The sequence below is a fragment of the Streptomyces sp. NTD107 genome, assembly GCF_059510435.1.
Genome location: NZ_JCAJZV010000009.1, coordinates 123,733 through 139,652, shown reverse-complemented (window position 1 = coordinate 139,652; position 15,920 = coordinate 123,733). Strand labels below are relative to the sequence as shown.

Genomic DNA, 15,920 nt, shown 5'->3' with positions numbered 1-15,920 from the left:
ACGCCCATGAACGCCAACGCCCCCCTGCTGGACATCGCCGGCCTCACCACCCACTTCCACACCCAGGACGGCACCGTACGCGCCGTCGACGGCGTCAGCTTCACCGTGCCGCGCGGCAAGATCGTCTGCGTCGTCGGCGAATCCGGCTGCGGCAAGAGCATGACCGCCCGCTCCGTCCTCGGCCTCGTCGACGAACCCGGGCGCATCGAGGGCGGCACCATCAACTGGCACCCGCCGCACCGCGAAACCCCCCTCGACCTCGCCGCCCTCGACCCCAGGGGCGAGGAACTGCGCGCGATCCGCGGCGGCGAGATCGCCATGGTCTTCCAGGAACCGATGGCCGCGCTCTCCCCGATGTACACCATCGGCGACCAGCTCACCGAGGCCATCGAACTGCACCTCCCGCTCAGCCGCGCCGCCGCCCGCGAACGCGCCGTGCGACTGCTGCGCCGGGTCGGCATCCCCCGCCCCGAACAGCGCATGGACGCCTACTCCTTCCAGCTCTCCGGCGGCATGTGCCAGCGCGCCATGATCGCCATCGCGCTCGCCTGCGACCCCGCCCTGCTCATCGCCGACGAACCCACCACCGCCCTCGACGTCACCACCCAGGCCCGCATCATCGACCTGCTGCGCGAACTCCAGGCCGAGACCGGCATGTCCGTGCTGTTCATCACCCACGACCTCGGCGTGGTCGCCGAGATCGCCGACGAGGTCGTCGTCATGTACCTCGGCAAGGTCGCCGAACAGGGCCCCGTCGACGCGATCTTCCACGACCCCCAGCACCCGTACACCCGCGCCCTGCTCGGCTCCGTACCCCGGATGGGCGCCGGCACCGGACAGCGCCTCACCACCATCCCCGGCAACGTCCCGCACCCCTCCGAACGCCCCGCCGGCTGCCCCTTCCACCCACGCTGCGACCGCGCCCGCCCCGGGGTGTGCGACACCACCGAGCCGCCCGAGATCCGTACCGCCCCCGACCGCCGGGTGCGCTGCGTGCTGCACGCCCCGCAGCCGGAAGGAGCCCCCGCATGACCGCGCCGCCGCCCCCGACCGCCCCGCCGCTGCTCGACATCCAAGGAGTACGGGTCCACTTCCCGGTCAAGCGCGGCCTGCTGGGGCGCACCGTCGGCCACCTCCGTGCCGTCGACGGCATCAACCTGGCCGTGCGGGAGGGTGAGACGCTCGGCCTGGTCGGCGAGTCCGGCTGCGGCAAGACGACGCTGGGCCGCTCACTCGCCCGCGTCCTCGACCCCACCGCCGGGCGCGTCGCCTACCGGCGCGCGGACGGCACCGTCGTGGACGTGGCCACCCTGTCGGGCAACGCGCTGCGCGCCTACCGGCGCGAGGTCCGGGTCGTCTTCCAGGACCCCTTCTCCTCCCTCAACCCCCGCATGACGCTGCTCCAGATCATCGGCGACCCGCTGCGCTCGTACGGCATCGCCACCGGCAGCGAACTGGAGGACCGGGTCGCGGCCATGCTGCGCCGCGTCGGCCTCTCCCCGCGCTATCTGCACCGCTACCCGCACGCCTTCTCCGGCGGCGAACGGCAGCGCGTCAACATCGCCCGCGCCCTCATCGTCCGCCCCCGCCTGGTCATCGCCGACGAGCCCGTCTCCGCGCTCGACGTCTCCGTCCGCGCCCAGATCCTCAACCTGCTCCGCGACCTCCAGGAGGAGCTGGGCCTCACCTACCTCTTCATCTCCCACGACCTGTCCGTGGTGGAAAGCGTCTGCGACCGCGTCGCCGTCATGTACCTGGGAAAGATCGCCGAAGTGGCCGACACCGCACAGCTCTACGGCCGCCCGCACCACCCGTACACCGAGGCGCTGCTGTCCGCCGTGCCCCGGCCCGACCCCCGGCTGCGCGACACCGGACGCCGCGTCCGGCTCACCGACGATCTGCCCGACCCCGCCCACCCGCCGAACGGCTGCTCCTTCCACACCCGGTGCGGCTACGCCGTCCCCGGCGTCTGCGACGTGGCCGGAGCACCCCCCGAACTCAGCGGCGAGGACGGCAGGCTCACGGCCTGCCACCGCCGCACCGAACTCGAACTGACCGGCGTCGAACCGACAGGAGCCCCGACACCATGACGCCCCGCCCCACCGCCACCACCGCCGCCGCCACCACCGAAGCGACCGCCGCCACCGGCGAAGCGCTGCGCACCCTCGCCGACCGGCTCACCCTGGAGCAGAAGGTACGGCTGCTCACCGGCGCCGACAGCTGGAGCCTGCACCCCGAACCCGCCATCGGACTGCGCCGCATCGTCGTCTCCGACGGCCCCAGCGGCATCCGCGGCGAAAGCTGGGACGGCCGGTTCTCCGCCCTCAACCTGCCCTCCGCCTCCGCCCTGTCCGCCTCCTGGGACCCGTCCCTGGCGCACCGCTACGGCGCCGTCCTGGCCGTCGAGGCCCGCCGGATGGGCGCCGACGTCGTCCTCGGCCCCACCATCAACCTGCACCGCAGCCCGCTGGGCGGCCGGCACTTCGAGGCGTACTCCGAGGACCCGCTCCTCACCTCCCGGCTGTGCGCCGCCTATGTGCGCGCCGTGCAGGCCGGCGGGGTCGGCGCCACCCCCAAGCACTACGTCGCCAACGACTCCGAGACCGACCGCTTCACCTACGACGCCCGCATCGACGAACGCACCCTGCGCGAGCTGTATCTCGCCGCGTTCGAGGACACCGTCGTGCGGGAGCGGCCGTGGCTGGTGATGTCCGCCTACAACTCCGTCAACGGCCACACCATGACGGAGAACCCGCTGCTCGCCGAGCCACTGTGCGGCGCATGGGGCTTCGACGGCGTCGTCGTCTCCGACTGGTGGGCCGCCCGCACCACCGAGCCGGCCGCCCTCGCCCGGCAGGACCTGGTGATGCCGGGACCCGACGGGCCGTGGGGTGAGAAGCTGGTGGACGCCGTACGCGCCGGCCGGGTACCCCAGGCGGCGATCGACGAGAAGATCGAGCGGCTGCTGCGGCTGGCCGCCCGGGTCGGTGCCCTGGAGGGCTTCGCGCCCGCCGTCACCGACCCGCCGCCCGCCGAGGACGGCCCGGCGCTCGCCCGCGAGGCCGCCGCCGAGGGCATGGTCCTGGTCCGCAACGAGGCCGCCGAACTCCCCTGGGTGCCCGCGGCCCTGGGCTCGGTCGCCGTCATCGGGCACAACGCCTACCTGGCCCGCACCCAGGGCGGCGGCAGTGCCTCCGTGGAGCCCGACCACGTGATCTCCCCGCTGGACGGCCTGCGCGCCGCGCTGCCCGGCGCCGACATCAGCTGGCACCTGGGCGCCGAGGCGCAGCGCGGCATCGCCCCGTTCCCCGGCACCGAGCTGACCGACCCGGTCAGCGGCGAGCGCGGCGTACGGCTCATCGCCCGCCGCGCGGACGGCACCGTCCTCATCGACGAACGCCGCCGGGACGCCAACCTGGTACGTCTGGGCACCGCCCGGCTCGCCGACGCCACCCGCGTCGAACTGCGTACCCGCTACACCCCCGCGCACAGCGGCCCGGCCCGGATCGGCGTCGCCACCGCCGGTGCGCTGCGCGTGCTGATCGACGGCACCGAGGCCATCGCCGAGGAACTCACCCACCACGGGGAGGAGTTCGGCGGCGGCCTGGTCGCCCCGCCGATCGCCTCCGCCGCCGTGGACCTGATCGCCGGGACCGCGCTCGACCTCACCGTCGAGCTGACCATCCCCGACCGCGAGGGCCCCGAGTCCGGCGTCACCCTGGTGGCCGGCTTCGACCTGGTCACCGCGGACGGAGACCGGCTGATCGCCGACGCGGTGGCCGCGGCCCGCGCCGCCGACGTGGCCGTCGTCGTGGTCGGCACCAGCGCCGAGGTGGAGAGCGAGGGCTTCGACCGCACCACCCTCGCCCTCCAGGGCCGCCAGGACGAACTCGTCCGCGCCGTCGCCGCCGCCAACCCCCGTACCGTCGTGGTCGTCAACTCCGGTGCCCCCGTGCTGCTGCCCTGGCGCGAGGAGGTCGCCGCGATCCTGCTCACCTGGTTCGGCGGCCAGGAGTACGGCCACGCCCTCGCCGACGTGCTGCTCGGGCTGCGCGAGCCCGGCGGCCGGCTCCCCACCACCTGGCCGGCCGCCGAGGCGGACGTCCCGGTGCTCTCCACCACCCCGGCGGACGGCCGACTGGTGTACGGCGAGGGCATCCACATCGGCTACCGCGCCTGGCTCAAGGCCGGCACCGAACCCGCGTACCCCTTCGGGTTCGGCCTGGGCTACACCGACTGGGAGCTGACCGGCGTCACCGCCACCGGCACCGCCACCGGCACCGAGCTGACCGCGACCGTACGCAACACCGGGCAGCGCCCCGGCAAGCAGGTCCTCCAGGTCTATCTCGCCCGGCCCGGGTCGGCCATCGACCGCCCGGTGCGCTGGCTGGCCGGCTTCGCACCGGTACGCGCCGCGGCCGGCGAGGAGATCACCGTGACCCTGCCGCTGCCCGACCGCGCCTTCCAGCACTGGGCCGACGGCGGCTGGCACACCGAACCCGGCACCTTCCGGGCCCACCTCGGCTTCGACAGCCGGGACCTCCCCCTGGCCGTCGACCTGACGATCGCGAAGGAGGCATAACCGCACCGCACGGCACCACCCCCCACCGAAACAGCAGCGTCAGTCCAAGGAGAGCCGCGTGCTCAGTACAGCGAAGAAGCTTCTGAGAACCCTGACCGCCCTCGCCGTCCCGCTCACCCTCCTCGCCCTGCCCGCCACCACCGCCCGCGCCGACCACCCCACCGCGCCGGCCGCCGCCGCCCAGATCCAGCAACTGAAGGTCGACGGCAACCAGATACGGGACGAGGCCGGCCGCCCCGTCACCCTGCGCGGCGTCTCGGTGCTGGCCCCACGCCACAACGCCGAGTGCGGCGACTGCAACCCCAAGCCGATCTCCGAACTCATCGACATGTCGGCGGACGCCACGGCCGGCTGGAACAGCCGGGTGCTGCGGCTGCCGGTCACCGAATGGGCGCCGAACGACTCCCTGCCGCTGGCGGAGAACTTCGCCCGGCACATCGACCCGTACGTCCAGCAGGCCATCGACCTCGGCATCTACGTGATCGTCGACTTCCACCGGGTGCAGAACTACGGCGACACGGCCGGCGGCGTACCGCAGTCCATCGTCAAGGAGTTCTGGGACTTCGTGGCCCCCAAGTACGCCGGGATCCCCAATGTGATCTTCGAGGTGTACAACGAGCCGCTGGCCCCCAACAACTGGGCGACCTGGAAGAGCTACATCACCCCCGTGGTCGACTCCATCCGCCAGGTGGCCCCGGACAACCTGATCCTGATGGGCAGCCCCAACTGGTCCACCATGGTCAACGAGGCAGCCGCCGACCCCATCGCCGACCCCAACATGGCGTACGTCTACCACCTCTACCCCAACCAGGGTCCCTCCAGCACCGCCAACCTCGACCAGCGGTTCGGCAACGCGGCGCGGACCATCCCGGTGATCCTCACCGAGTTCGGCTGGAACCCGGCCGGTGAGTTCACCGACCCGGCCGTCACCCAGGGCACCACCCTGTGCTGGGGCAACGGGCTGCGCAACTACCTGGACGCCCGGCCGGAGATCAGCTGGACCGCCTGGGTCTTCGACAACTACTGGAAGCCCCAGATGTTCGACAAGAACTGGAACCTGCTGGGCGGCGCCCACCAGGGCCAGTTCATCAAGGACTGGCTGGGACAGCTCAAGGACCACAACCAGCCCGGCGCCGACAACCCCGACGGGGTCGAGGACAACCTCGGCGTCCCGCCGTCCCGCACCGGCACCGTGGTCGACAACGCCTCACCCGGCTACTCCGACAGCGGCGGCTGGGCCACCGCCACCAGCGCGCACGGCTTCTACGGCGCCGACTACAAGCACGACGGCAGCGGCACCGCGTCCGACAAGACCGCGACCTTCACCCCCGACCTGCCCGCCTCGGGCCGCTACAACGTCTATCTGTGGTGGTCGCCCCACAGCAACCGCACCGCCGCCGCACCCATCAGCATCAAGCACGCCGGCGGCACCGCCGCCCTGACGGTGGACCAGCGCACCGGCGGCTGTGACTGGGGCCTGCTCGGCACGTACGACTTCACCGCCGGCGCCGGCCACAATCTGACCATCTCGGCCGACAGCCCCGGCTACACCATCGCCGACGCCGTACTCTTCGAGCCGGCCGGCGACAGCGGCCCGGGCACCGGAACGGAGCTGCTGACCAACGGCGACTTCACGGCCGGCCTCGCCCCCTGGTACCCGATCGGCTCGGCCACCCCCGGCACCCCCGCCGGCGGCGAGCTGTGCACGGCCGTGGCGGGTGGCACCAGCCAGCCCTGGGACGCCCTGATCGGCCAGGACGACCTCCCGCTGACCAGCGGCGACCGCTACACCCTGAGTTTCACCGCGGCCACCACCGCCACGGCGGCGCACACCATCCGCGCCGTCGTGGAGAGCCCGGACTATCCGCATCCCGCCCAGCTGAACGTCTTCCCCCGCATCACCGGGGAGCACCAGCGCCACACCTACGTCTTCACCCCGACCGGCTCACTGGACGCGGCCCGGCTGCGCTTCCAGCTCGGCGGACAGGCACAGCCGTACACCTTCTGTCTCGCCGACGTCTCCCTGAGCCGCACCTAGGTCCTGTCTGACAAATCCCGCCTGGCCCGCGTCGCCTGGCACAGGGGGCACCTCCCGGGCCCCCAAGGGCCTGGGGGAACCTCGCTGCGTTGTCGAGACGCCCAAGTAGCCCACTACGAGGCCGTCCCTCCGCCTTGCGATGCGCCCCCAGCCTTCGGCCGGGAGGTGCCCCCCTGCACCAGACAACGCGGGCCTGACCGGCGCCATTTGTCAGACAGGACCTAGCCACCGCCACGCCCACCCCATCGGCACCATTCGCACCACCCGCAGCACCGCTGCCCCCGGTACGGCACCCGCCGCACCGGGGGCAGCGGCGTGATGCGCGTCTCTTCACCCCCACGGGGTACCTGACGGACACTAAGGTCTAGGGTCCCCGGGACATGACCCTTCGGGGTCGCCGTAAAGGATCAAAGGAGATCACACGTGGCCAGGAACCTCGCCGTCGTCGGCGCCGGACTCATGGGCTCCGGCATCGCACAGGTCGCCGCCGTCGGCGGCTGGACCGTGACGCTGGTGGACACCACCGAGCAGGCACTGGCCCGGGGCCGCGGCGGCATCGAGGCATCCCTGGAGAAGTTCGTCGGCAAGGGCAGACTGGGCGCCGAGGAGGCCGGGGCCGCGCTCGGCCGGATCAGCACCGGCACCGAACTCGACGCCGCCGCCGACGCCGACCTCGTCGTCGAAGCCGTCTTCGAGCAGGCCGACATCAAGGCCGGCATCTTCGCCACCCTCGACGGCCTGGTGAAGGACACCACCGTGCTCGCCTCCAACACCTCCGCCATCCCCATCACCAAGCTCGCCGCCGCCACCGCCCGCCCCGAGCGCGTGGTGGGCACCCACTTCTTCTCCCCGGTGCCGATGATGGCGCTGTGCGAACTGGTGCGCGGCCGGCACACCAGCGACGAGACCCTGGCCACCGCCCGCGAGTTCGCCGAGTCCGCCGGCAAGACCTGCATCGTCGTCAACCGCGACGTGGCCGGCTTCGTCACCACCCGGCTGATCTCCGCGCTGATCGTGGAGGCCGCCAAGCTGCACGAGTCCGGAGTGGCCAGCGCCGAGGACATCGACCTCGCCTGCAAACTGGGCTTCGGCCACGCCATGGGCCCGCTCGCCACCGCCGACCTCACCGGCGTCGATGTGCTCACCCACGCCACCGAGAACATCTACACCGAATCCCGCGACGAGAAGTTCGCCCCGCCGGAGTCGATGCGCCGCATGGTCGACGCCGGTGACCTGGGCCGCAAGAGCGGACGCGGCTTCCACTCCTACTGATCCGGGCCGCCGTATTCGCACACTCACCCCCATGGGTGAATTCGCTTCAGATCCCTTACGTACGGCAACCGGACGGGGGATAGAAGCCGTCAGGTGGAGAGACAGTTGAAGTCAACACGAAAGCAATTCCGGGGAGTGTTATATGCACATCAAAGGCGACCACGCTGAGCTGGTCGTCGAAGGCCGCCTGGACGTCCGCAGCGCCGCGGACGCCCGTACGGCGTTGCACGACGCCGTCGACTCCGGGCAGGGGGATCTCGTGCTCGATCTGAAAGACCTCCACTCCTGGGACGCGACCGGACTCGGAGTCATCATGGGGGTGCACCGCAGGGCCGGCCGGTGCGGACGCCGCCTCGTCCTGCGCGATGTGCCCCCGCAAATGCAGCGGGTCCTGGTGGCCACCCGGCTGCACCGCATCCTCACCATCGCCTCCTGAGCCTCCTCCCGGACCCCGGGAGGAGGCCGCCGGGCCACTGTGCCGCCGGTGACCGGTGGGGCGGGAGCGCCGGGCCGCCTACCATGCCCAGGGAGCCGGGCCAGTAGCGTGGAACCAGCCCGGCCTCCGCGCCGCACCCACCGCATCAGCCCGCCGCACCCAGAGGACACCTTGATGGACTCCAGCCAGCCGGCCCCGCACGGTGACCAGCCCCGGCAGCCCGCAGGCACCGGACGGACCGCCGAGTTGGTCGCGGGCGACTTTCTGCTGACCATCAACCCGGTGGACGGCAGCGAGATCGCCTCCTGCCCGCCCGGCCGGCGCCCCATATCCCCGCGCAAAGCACCCAGGGGCACCGGCGCGGACCCCGCCCGCGACCCGCTCGCCCCGCCGCTGCTGGAGCGCGAGGAGGAACGGCGCCGGCTGCACCGGCTGCTGGCCCGGGGCCGTTCGGTGCGGCTCACCGCACCCACCGGCACCGGCCGCACCGCCCTGCTGGCCGCCGTCGCCGAGGACTGCGCCGAACTCGCCCCGGACGGCGTGATCAGGCTCACCGGCCACCGCCGTACCCCCTCCGACCTCCAGCACGAGCTGTACGCCGCCGTACGGCACACCCCCGGCTACCGGCCGGGACCCACCGAACTGCACGCCGGACTCCGCGAGATCGGCGCCGTCGTCATCGTCGACGACCTCGAATTCGGCGGCGCCGCCCTCGACGAGCTGCTGGACGCCACCCCCGAGTGCGCGTTCCTGCTCTCCGCCCACCCCGGCACCGCCGCCCCCGCCCCCACCTCCCGGATCGAAGAGGTCTTCCTCTCCGGGCTCAGCCGCACCGGCGCCCTGGAACTCCTGGAGTTCGCCGCCGCCCGCCCGCTCACCGACGCCGAGACGGACTGGGCCGCCGACCTGTGGATCGCCTCCGAGGGCCGCCCGCGCCGCTTCGTGCAGGCCGCCGCCCTGCTGCGGGCCCGCGATGTCACCGCCGCCACCGGCGCCGCCACCGGCGCCCCCACCGGGCCGCTGCCGGACGAGGAGATGCTCACCGCCTCCCTCGCCGCCGCCCTGCCCGACGCCGACCGGGACACGCTGCGCTTCGCCGTCACCCTCGGCGGTGAACTGCCCGGCGCCGAACAACTGCCCGCGCTCACCGGCGGCGCCGTCACCGGCCACGAACAACTCGCCGAATCCGGGCTGCTCACCACCGCCGGCGGCCGGCTGCGCGCCGCCGACACCGTGGTGCCCGCGCTGGCCGCCATCGGCTTCGAGGAAGGCGCCGGCGCCCGCGCCCTGGCCACCGCCCAGCACTACACCTGGTGGCTGGTGGACCCGGCCGTCGACGCCGCCCGCGTCGCCGCCGAGAGCGACGTACTGCTGGCCGTCATCCAGGCCACCCACCGGGCCGGCCACTCGGCCGCCGCCGCCAACCTCGCGCACAGCGCCGCCCCGCTGATCGCCACCGCCGGCCGCTGGTCGGTGTGGGAACGGGTGCTGCGGTCGGGACAGGAAGCCTCCCGGGCGGCGGGCGAGGTCAACCAGCAGGCGTACTTCCACCACGAACTCGGCATCCTCGCCCTGTGCGAGGGCCGCCTGGACCGTGCCCGCGCCGAACTGGAGGCGTCGATAGCGCTGCGCGGCGTGCTGGCCGACGCGGGCGGCGTGACCGCCGGGCGCCGTGCCCTCGCCCTGGTCCGCGACCTGTCCGGGCCGCCCGCGCTGCCCGCCGCGCCCGCCCCCGCCCCGCTGACCGCCGCCACCCCGCCGCTGGGACTGCCCGCCGCGCCGGTACGGGACGCGGCGTCCGAGGCCCGCACCCAGGCCATCCCCCGGCACATCGACCCCGCCACCACCGGTGAACTGACCGCCGTACTGCCGTCCCTGTCCCCGCACGACGAGCCGCGCGGCGGCGGCCGGGCCGGCGGCGAACGCTCCGGGCGCCGCACGCTGGCGGCGGCCGGCGCCGGGGTACTGCTGATCGGGGTGCTGGGCACCGTGGTGGCCCTGGGCATGAACTCCGACGAGGACCCCGCCGGGCCCGAGGAGGAGCGCACCACCCGCCCCGTGGTCACCGACCGGGACCGGGAGCCGGCCGAGGAGACGGGTGAGCCCTCGACGGACCCGTCCACCCCCACCGCCGACACGGACCCGGAGACCGGGCAGCCGTCCCAGGAGACGCCCACCGACCCGGAGACCGGCGAACCGGTCGACCCGGCCACCTCCGGCACGGCCGGCTCCGGCACCACCGGCACCACGGAAGCGCCCCCGCCCACCAGCCAGGACCCGACCACCGGCGGTCCGGTCACGGGTGGCAACGGCGGCAACGGTGGCAACGGCGGCGCCAACGGCGGCAACACCGCGACGGGTGGTAACAACGGCCCCGGCCCCGGCAACGGCAGTCCGGACGGCGGCGCGGACGCCGGCTCGGGAGAGACCGACGCGGGTGCGGACAACGGCGGCGGCGGTGCGGACGGGGACCCCGGCGGCGACGACGGGGGCGACGAGGGAGGCGTCAGCGAAGGGGCCGCCGCCGGTGACAGCAACACCACCGCCGCCCCGCCGCCCACCGACGACCCCGACCCCTCGGCCACCGGGACCGCCACCACCAGCCCGGCCTGAGCAGCGAGCGGGGCGGGGCGGACCGCGTACGGTCCCGCCCCGCCCCGCCCCGTGCCGCTCGGCTCAGAACAGCCGCAGCTTGTCGTCCTCAATACCGCGCAGCCCGTTGTAGTCCAGCGTCACGCAGCGGATGTCGCGGTCGGTGGCCAGCACCCGCGCCTGCGGCTTGATCTCCTGCGCCGCGAACACCCCCTTCACCGGGGCCAGCCGCGGATCGCGGTTCAGCAGCTCCAGATACCGGGTCAGCTGCTCCACCCCGTCGATCTCACCGCGCCGCTTGATCTCCACGGCCACCGTCGTACCGTCCGCGTCCCGGCCCAGGATGTCCACCGGGCCGATCGCCGTCGGGTACTCGCGCCGGATGAGGCTCCAGCCCTCGCCCAGCGTCTCCATCCGGTCCGCCAGCAGCTCCTGGAGGTGCGCCTCCACCCCGTCCTTGATCAGGCCCGGATCCACGCCCAGTTCGTGGGAGGAGTCGTGCAGGATCTCCTCCATGGTGATGATGAGTTTTTCGCCTGCTTTGTTCTCCACGGTCCACACGGCCTGACCGGCGCCGTCACTCTCCTTCAGGGTGCACGGCGGCGACATCCAGTTCAGGGGTTTGTAGGCCCGGTCGTCGGCGTGGATCGATACGGACTGGTCCGCTTTGACGAGGATCAGCCGGGGCGCGGACGGGAGGTGTGCGGTGAGCCGGCCGGCGTAGTCGACGGAACAGCGGGCAATGACGAGGCGCATGGTCACTCACGCTACCCGTCCTGACGGGCCGCACGCGACGTGGTCCCCGGGGCAGTCGATGGCTGGCGGTATGGGAGGGATTCATGGGATCCGGTGAGTGGCCGGTTATGTGCTCATTCCACTGACGTGTGCGAGTCAGCAGGCATACGGTGGTCCTCAGGGGGCGTCGCCGTCCGGGTACACCTCGGAGAAGACGCGGTGGCGGCGGTGGCGGGGCCCCCGTGTCCCGTTCGCCCGGCCCCTTCGCGGGGGTCGCGAAAGGAGAGTCCCATGTCGCTCGACGTCTCACCGGCACTGCTTGCGCAGGCCGAGCGAGGCGAGGTCGACGAGGCCGACTTCGTCGACTGCGTCCGCACCTCCCTCCCCTTCGCCTGGCAGATGATCAGCTCCCTGGTGGCCCAGCTCAAGGTGGACGGCGGTGAGTTCGCGGACAACACCACGCCGCCGCCCGATGAGCAGGCCCGTGGTCAGCTGCTGCGGGCCCTCGCCTCCGACGCCATCCGTGGCGCCCTGGAGCGTCACTTCGGGGTCAGGCTCGCCTTCCAGAACTGTCACCGGGTCGCGGTGTTCCCGCTGGACGCCTCCTCCGACGACCGGCTGGAGAAGTTCACCTCCGTACGCGGTCAGCTGCTCAACCAGTCGCCGGAGCTGCGTGATTGCTGACGGCCGGCGCCACCCGTGGCGCCGCTGAGGCAGCGTCAGGCCCCGGTGCTGCCGCTCCTCCCGGAGGTGCCGGGAGGAGCGGCACCACCTCAGCGGCCAGCCGCCGCACGTTGTGCTCCGTCGACTCCACGCCCCCCGAGCCCTCCACCATGAGGGCGAACCGGGTGATGCCGGTGCGCTCCGCCGTGGCCGCCAGCCGGTCGGCGCACAGCTGCGCGGTGCCCACCGGGTGCAGCTCGCACAGCAATTCGGTGTACGCCAGCGGGTCGCGCATCCGGCGCGGGCCGCCGTCCAGGGTGCGGTGCGCGGCCAGGCCCTGCCGCAGCCAGCCCGGCAGCGAACGGCGCAGCGTCTGCACGGCCTCGGTGTGGCTGTCGCCGATCTGTGCCACGCCCGCCGACACATGGTCCACGCCGGCGATGACCTCGCCGGCCACCCCCGCCTCCCGCGCCGCGGTGCGCCACAGCCGCACCATCTCGGCCTTCTCCCCGTCCCCGATGTGCATGCCCAGCAGCATCGGCAGCCCGCGCGCCGCCGCCAGCCGCACGGTGCCCGGCGACGTACACGCCACCACCACCGGCGGCCCCGCGCCGCAGACCGCCGGCACCACCGGGACCTCGCGGAAGCGGTACCGCTCGCTGTCCGCGCCGACCTCGCGCTCGCGCAGCCAGCGCAGCAGCAGGTCCAGCGACTCGGGGAAGCCGTGCTCGTACGCGTGTGCCCCGGCGCCGAACACCTCCAGATCCACCCACGGCCCGCCGCGCCCCACCCCGAGGGTGAACCGGCCGCCGGTGAGCAGATGCAGCAGCGCGCTCTGTTCGCCGAGCGCCACCGGGTGGGCGGTCGGCAGGACGGCGATGGCGGTACCCACGCCGATCCGCCGGGTGCGGCCCAGCAACAGCGCGGCCAGGGTGACCGCCGAGGGGCACAGCCCGTACGGCACGAAGTGATGTTCGGCCAGCCAGACCGCGTCGAGGCCGGTCTCCTCGGCGACCTCGGCGGAGCGCACCGCGCGCCGCAACGCCTCGCTCTCCGACTGCTCGGGGTACTGGCCGGCGAGTACGAAAGTGCCTATCCGCATGGTTCTGCCCTTCGTCCGGGTACTCCGTCCCTGACGGCATTAACGCCTGACACGTGCCAAAGGCACGGTCCAGCGAGAAGTTTTTCCGATGATCTCCCGGCCGGTTGGCATGCGTAGACTTTTGTCTGTCCCCAGGACGGTGCCGATCCACTCCGAGGAGTTGAAAGTGTCCCCGCGTCGCAACCGCTTTCGCGGCCAGCAGCAGCCCGCCCGCCGGTCAGGCGAGGACGAGAGCCGGGACCGGTACGGGCTGGAGAGCACCGAGGACTGGCGCGGCGAGGAGTGGGTGGTGCGCCGGATCAGCGGCGGGGCCGCCGTCAAGCACTACCGGTGCCCCGGCTGCGACCAGGAGATCCCGCCCGGGGTGCCGCACGTGGTGAGCTGGCCGCGCGAGGGCGCGGTGGACGACCGGCGGCACTGGCACCGGTCCTGCTGGGAAGCGCGGGACCGCCGGGGCGTGCGGCCCCAGCGGTCCCGTAACGCGCCGCGCCACTGAGCACGGCGCGCGCGCTCAGGCGTCGGTGCCGGTGAGCTTCGCGTACGCGCCGGTCAGCGCCGCCGCTGTCACCGCCGCCAGCAACCCCAGCAGGCCCCACCCCGACATGCCGTCCTCGGCGCCCATCGGCAGACCGAAGAGCGTCGCCAGGCCGTTCAGCGCCGAGTAGTCGATCAGGAAGTCGCGCATCGACTCCATGCTGCTGCTGAACATGAACATCGCGGCCAGCAGCGGCACCAGGATCACCGCGATCATGGCGGTGATGGCGCCCGCCGAGTGCCGCAGCAGGGCACCGACCGCCAGCGCCAGCACACCGAGCAGCGAGACGTACAGCGCGGCGCCGACCGTGGCGGCCAGCCAGTGCGAGCCGGTGGCCACCACGGCGCCGTTCTCGATCGAACTCTCCATGTACGGGTCGAGGTAGTGGTCGCCGAGCGTCTGGCTGCCCAGCAGGCTCGACTGGATCAGCCCGCTCAGCGCGGTGGCCAGCAGCGTCACGGTGAAGGAGACGCTGAAGAACACCAGCACCTTCGCCAGCAGCACCCGGCCCCGCTGCGGGCTGGCGGTGAGGGTGGTGCGCATCATGCCGGTGCCGTACTCGGAGCTGATCACCAGCACGCCGAGGGTGATCACGCAGATCTGGCCGAGCATCAGCCCGAAGAAGGTGCCGGACAGCAGCGGCGCCCCGATGTACTCCTCCCCGCCGAGCGCGAGCCCGTACAGCGCCCCGATGCCGACGGTGAGCACGAACATGATGGCCAGCGTCCACATGGTGGAGCGCACGGTGCGGATCTTGGTCCACTCCGACAGCAGGGCGTCGCCCAGATGCGCGCGGCGCACCGGGATGGGGGAGGCGAATCCGGGCTGCTGCGCGGGCGGCTGCGGCTGCGGCGGGGCCTGGTACGGCTGCGGCTGCGGCTGCGGCGCCTGGTAGGGGAGTTGCTGCGGCGGGGGAGGGGTGGTCATCGGGCGTCCTCGGGGGTGTACGCGGGCTGGGCCGGAGCGGCGAAGTACTGCTGCGGGTGCGGCTGGGGGTGCGGGTGCTGCTGCGGTACGGCGGCGCGCGGATCCTGGGTCGAGCGGTAGTCCACCGCGCCCTGCGTCATCCGCATGTACGCCTCCTCCAGCGAGGCCGAGTGCGGCGACAGCTCCCACAGCCGCACATCCGCCCCGTGTGCCAGCTCGCTGATCCGCGGCAGCTCGACGCCGATCACCTTCAGCGCGCCGTCCGCCTCCGGCAGTACCTGGCCGCCGGCCTCCGCCAGCACCCGTACCAGCTTCTCCCGCGCCCCCGCGTCACCCTCGGGGGTGCGCACCCGGGCGAAGCCGGTGGAGTTGTGGGTGATGAAGTCCCGCACCGGCTGATCGGCCATCAGCTGGCCGCGCCCGATCACGATCAGATGATCGGCGGTCTGCGCCATCTCGCTCATCAGATGGCTGGAGACGAAGACCGTACGGCCCTCGGACGCCAGCCGCTTCATCAGATTGCGGACCCACAGAATGCCCTCCGGGTCCAGACCGTTGACCGGCTCGTCGAACAGCAGCACCTGCGGATCGCCCAGCAGCGCCCCGGCGATGCCGAGCCGCTGCCCCATGCCCAGTGAGAAGTTCTTCGAGCGCTTGCCCGCCACCTCCTGGAGGCCGACGATGCCCAGCACCTCGTCCACCCGCCGCGCGGGTATCCCGGACAGCTGCGCCAGGCACAGCAGATGGGAGCGGGCGCTGCGACCGCCGTGCTTGGCGTTGGCGTCCAGCAGCGCGCCGACCTGGCGCGGCGCGTTCGGCAGCCGCTGGTAGGGCAGTCCGGCGATGGTCACCGTGCCGCTGGTCGGCCGGTCAAGGCCCAGCATCATCCGCATGGTGGTCGACTTGCCGGCACCGTTCGGGCCCAGAAACCCGGTGACCTTCCCCGGCTGCACCTGGAAACTAAGGTTGTATACGGCTGTCTTCGAGCCATAGCTCTTCGTCAGGCCGATGGCCTCGATCATGCTGACTGCCCCTGCT

13 protein-coding genes are annotated in these 15,920 nt (G+C 72.9%); 9 read left to right on the top strand and 4 right to left on the bottom strand.

Annotated features, from left to right (window positions below; translation table 11 throughout):
- Positions 1-6 precede the first annotated feature (6 nt).
- From AC5WRL_RS19420 to AC5WRL_RS19390, 7 genes are all read left to right on the top strand, one after another.
- Positions 7-1,032, top strand: coding sequence for an ABC transporter ATP-binding protein (locus AC5WRL_RS19420; RefSeq protein WP_496089870.1), 1,026 nt, complete (start codon positions 7-9; stop codon positions 1,030-1,032).
- Positions 1,029-2,090, top strand: a complete 1,062-nt coding sequence (locus AC5WRL_RS19415; RefSeq protein ID WP_496089869.1) for an ABC transporter ATP-binding protein — start codon at positions 1,029-1,031, stop codon at positions 2,088-2,090. Before AC5WRL_RS19420 ends, AC5WRL_RS19415 begins: the two co-directional genes overlap by 4 nt.
- Positions 2,087-4,582: a beta-glucosidase family protein gene (locus tag AC5WRL_RS19410; RefSeq protein WP_496089868.1), complete on the top strand. Its 2,496-nt coding sequence runs from the start codon at positions 2,087-2,089 to the stop codon at positions 4,580-4,582. Before AC5WRL_RS19415 ends, AC5WRL_RS19410 begins: the two co-directional genes overlap by 4 nt.
- 58 nt (positions 4,583-4,640) lie before the next feature.
- Positions 4,641-6,620: a cellulase family glycosylhydrolase gene (locus AC5WRL_RS19405; protein ID WP_496089867.1), complete on the top strand. Its 1,980-nt coding sequence runs from the start codon at positions 4,641-4,643 to the stop codon at positions 6,618-6,620.
- A 423-nt stretch (positions 6,621-7,043) separates the two neighbouring features.
- On the top strand, positions 7,044-7,892 hold the full coding sequence (locus AC5WRL_RS19400) for a 3-hydroxyacyl-CoA dehydrogenase family protein (RefSeq protein WP_496089866.1): 849 nt from the start codon (positions 7,044-7,046) through the stop codon (positions 7,890-7,892).
- A gap of 142 nt (positions 7,893-8,034) precedes the next feature.
- On the top strand, positions 8,035-8,328 hold the full coding sequence (locus AC5WRL_RS19395; RefSeq protein ID WP_496089865.1) for an STAS domain-containing protein: 294 nt from the start codon (positions 8,035-8,037) through the stop codon (positions 8,326-8,328).
- A gap of 174 nt (positions 8,329-8,502) precedes the next feature.
- The gene (locus AC5WRL_RS19390) at positions 8,503-10,941 is read left to right on the top strand and encodes an ATP-binding protein (RefSeq protein ID WP_496089864.1); all 2,439 of its coding nucleotides are present in this window, start codon (positions 8,503-8,505) and stop codon (positions 10,939-10,941) included.
- 63 nt (positions 10,942-11,004) lie between these two features.
- Here AC5WRL_RS19390 and nucS read toward each other — a convergent pair whose 3' ends face one another.
- Positions 11,005-11,676, bottom strand: a complete 672-nt coding sequence (gene nucS, locus AC5WRL_RS19385; RefSeq protein ID WP_496089863.1) for an endonuclease NucS — start codon at positions 11,674-11,676, stop codon at positions 11,005-11,007.
- A gap of 270 nt (positions 11,677-11,946) precedes the next feature.
- Here nucS and AC5WRL_RS19380 point away from each other — a divergent pair, with 270 nt between their 5' ends.
- Positions 11,947-12,339: an SCO5389 family protein gene (locus AC5WRL_RS19380; protein WP_496089862.1), complete on the top strand. Its 393-nt coding sequence runs from the start codon at positions 11,947-11,949 to the stop codon at positions 12,337-12,339.
- Here AC5WRL_RS19380 and AC5WRL_RS19375 read toward each other — a convergent pair.
- Positions 12,308-13,420: an LLM class flavin-dependent oxidoreductase gene (locus tag AC5WRL_RS19375; protein ID WP_496089861.1), complete on the bottom strand. Its 1,113-nt coding sequence runs from the start codon at positions 13,418-13,420 to the stop codon at positions 12,308-12,310. The two genes, AC5WRL_RS19380 and AC5WRL_RS19375, sit on opposite strands and share 32 nt — an antisense overlap.
- Positions 13,421-13,586: 166 nt before the next feature.
- On the opposite strand from AC5WRL_RS19375, the gene AC5WRL_RS19370 reads away from it, so the two are divergent.
- Complete coding sequence (locus AC5WRL_RS19370) at positions 13,587-13,916, top strand: Rv1322 family protein (protein WP_496089860.1); 330 nt, start codon at positions 13,587-13,589, stop codon at positions 13,914-13,916.
- A 15-nt stretch (positions 13,917-13,931) separates the two neighbouring features.
- On the opposite strand, the gene AC5WRL_RS19365 is transcribed toward AC5WRL_RS19370, so the two are convergent.
- Complete coding sequence (locus AC5WRL_RS19365) at positions 13,932-14,882, bottom strand: ABC transporter permease (RefSeq protein WP_496089859.1); 951 nt, start codon at positions 14,880-14,882, stop codon at positions 13,932-13,934.
- The gene (locus AC5WRL_RS19360; RefSeq protein ID WP_496089858.1) at positions 14,879-15,904 is read right to left on the bottom strand and encodes an ABC transporter ATP-binding protein; all 1,026 of its coding nucleotides are present in this window, start codon (positions 15,902-15,904) and stop codon (positions 14,879-14,881) included. Before AC5WRL_RS19360 ends, AC5WRL_RS19365 begins: the two co-directional genes overlap by 4 nt.
- Between the last annotated feature and the right edge of the window lie 16 nt (positions 15,905-15,920).

Excerpts from the sequence above, each read along its gene's own strand:
- AC5WRL_RS19420 (WP_496089870.1), top strand. The coding sequence starts at position 7 with ATGAACGCCAACGCCCCCCTGCTGGACATCGCCGGCCTCACCACCCAC.
- AC5WRL_RS19415 (WP_496089869.1), top strand. The coding sequence starts at position 1,029 with ATGACCGCGCCGCCGCCCCCGACCGCCCCGCCGCTGCTCGACATCCAA.
- AC5WRL_RS19410 (WP_496089868.1), top strand. The coding sequence starts at position 2,087 with ATGACGCCCCGCCCCACCGCCACCACCGCCGCCGCCACCACCGAAGCG.
- AC5WRL_RS19395 (WP_496089865.1), top strand. The coding sequence starts at position 8,035 with ATGCACATCAAAGGCGACCACGCTGAGCTGGTCGTCGAAGGCCGCCTG.
- AC5WRL_RS19390 (WP_496089864.1), top strand. The coding sequence starts at position 8,503 with ATGGACTCCAGCCAGCCGGCCCCGCACGGTGACCAGCCCCGGCAGCCC.
- nucS (WP_496089863.1), bottom strand. The coding sequence starts at position 11,676 with ATGCGCCTCGTCATTGCCCGCTGTTCCGTCGACTACGCCGGCCGGCTC.
- AC5WRL_RS19380 (WP_496089862.1), top strand. The coding sequence starts at position 11,947 with ATGTCGCTCGACGTCTCACCGGCACTGCTTGCGCAGGCCGAGCGAGGC.
- AC5WRL_RS19375 (WP_496089861.1), bottom strand. The coding sequence starts at position 13,420 with ATGCGGATAGGCACTTTCGTACTCGCCGGCCAGTACCCCGAGCAGTCG.
- AC5WRL_RS19365 (WP_496089859.1), bottom strand. The coding sequence starts at position 14,882 with ATGACCACCCCTCCCCCGCCGCAGCAACTCCCCTACCAGGCGCCGCAG.
- AC5WRL_RS19360 (WP_496089858.1), bottom strand. The coding sequence starts at position 15,904 with ATGATCGAGGCCATCGGCCTGACGAAGAGCTATGGCTCGAAGACAGCC.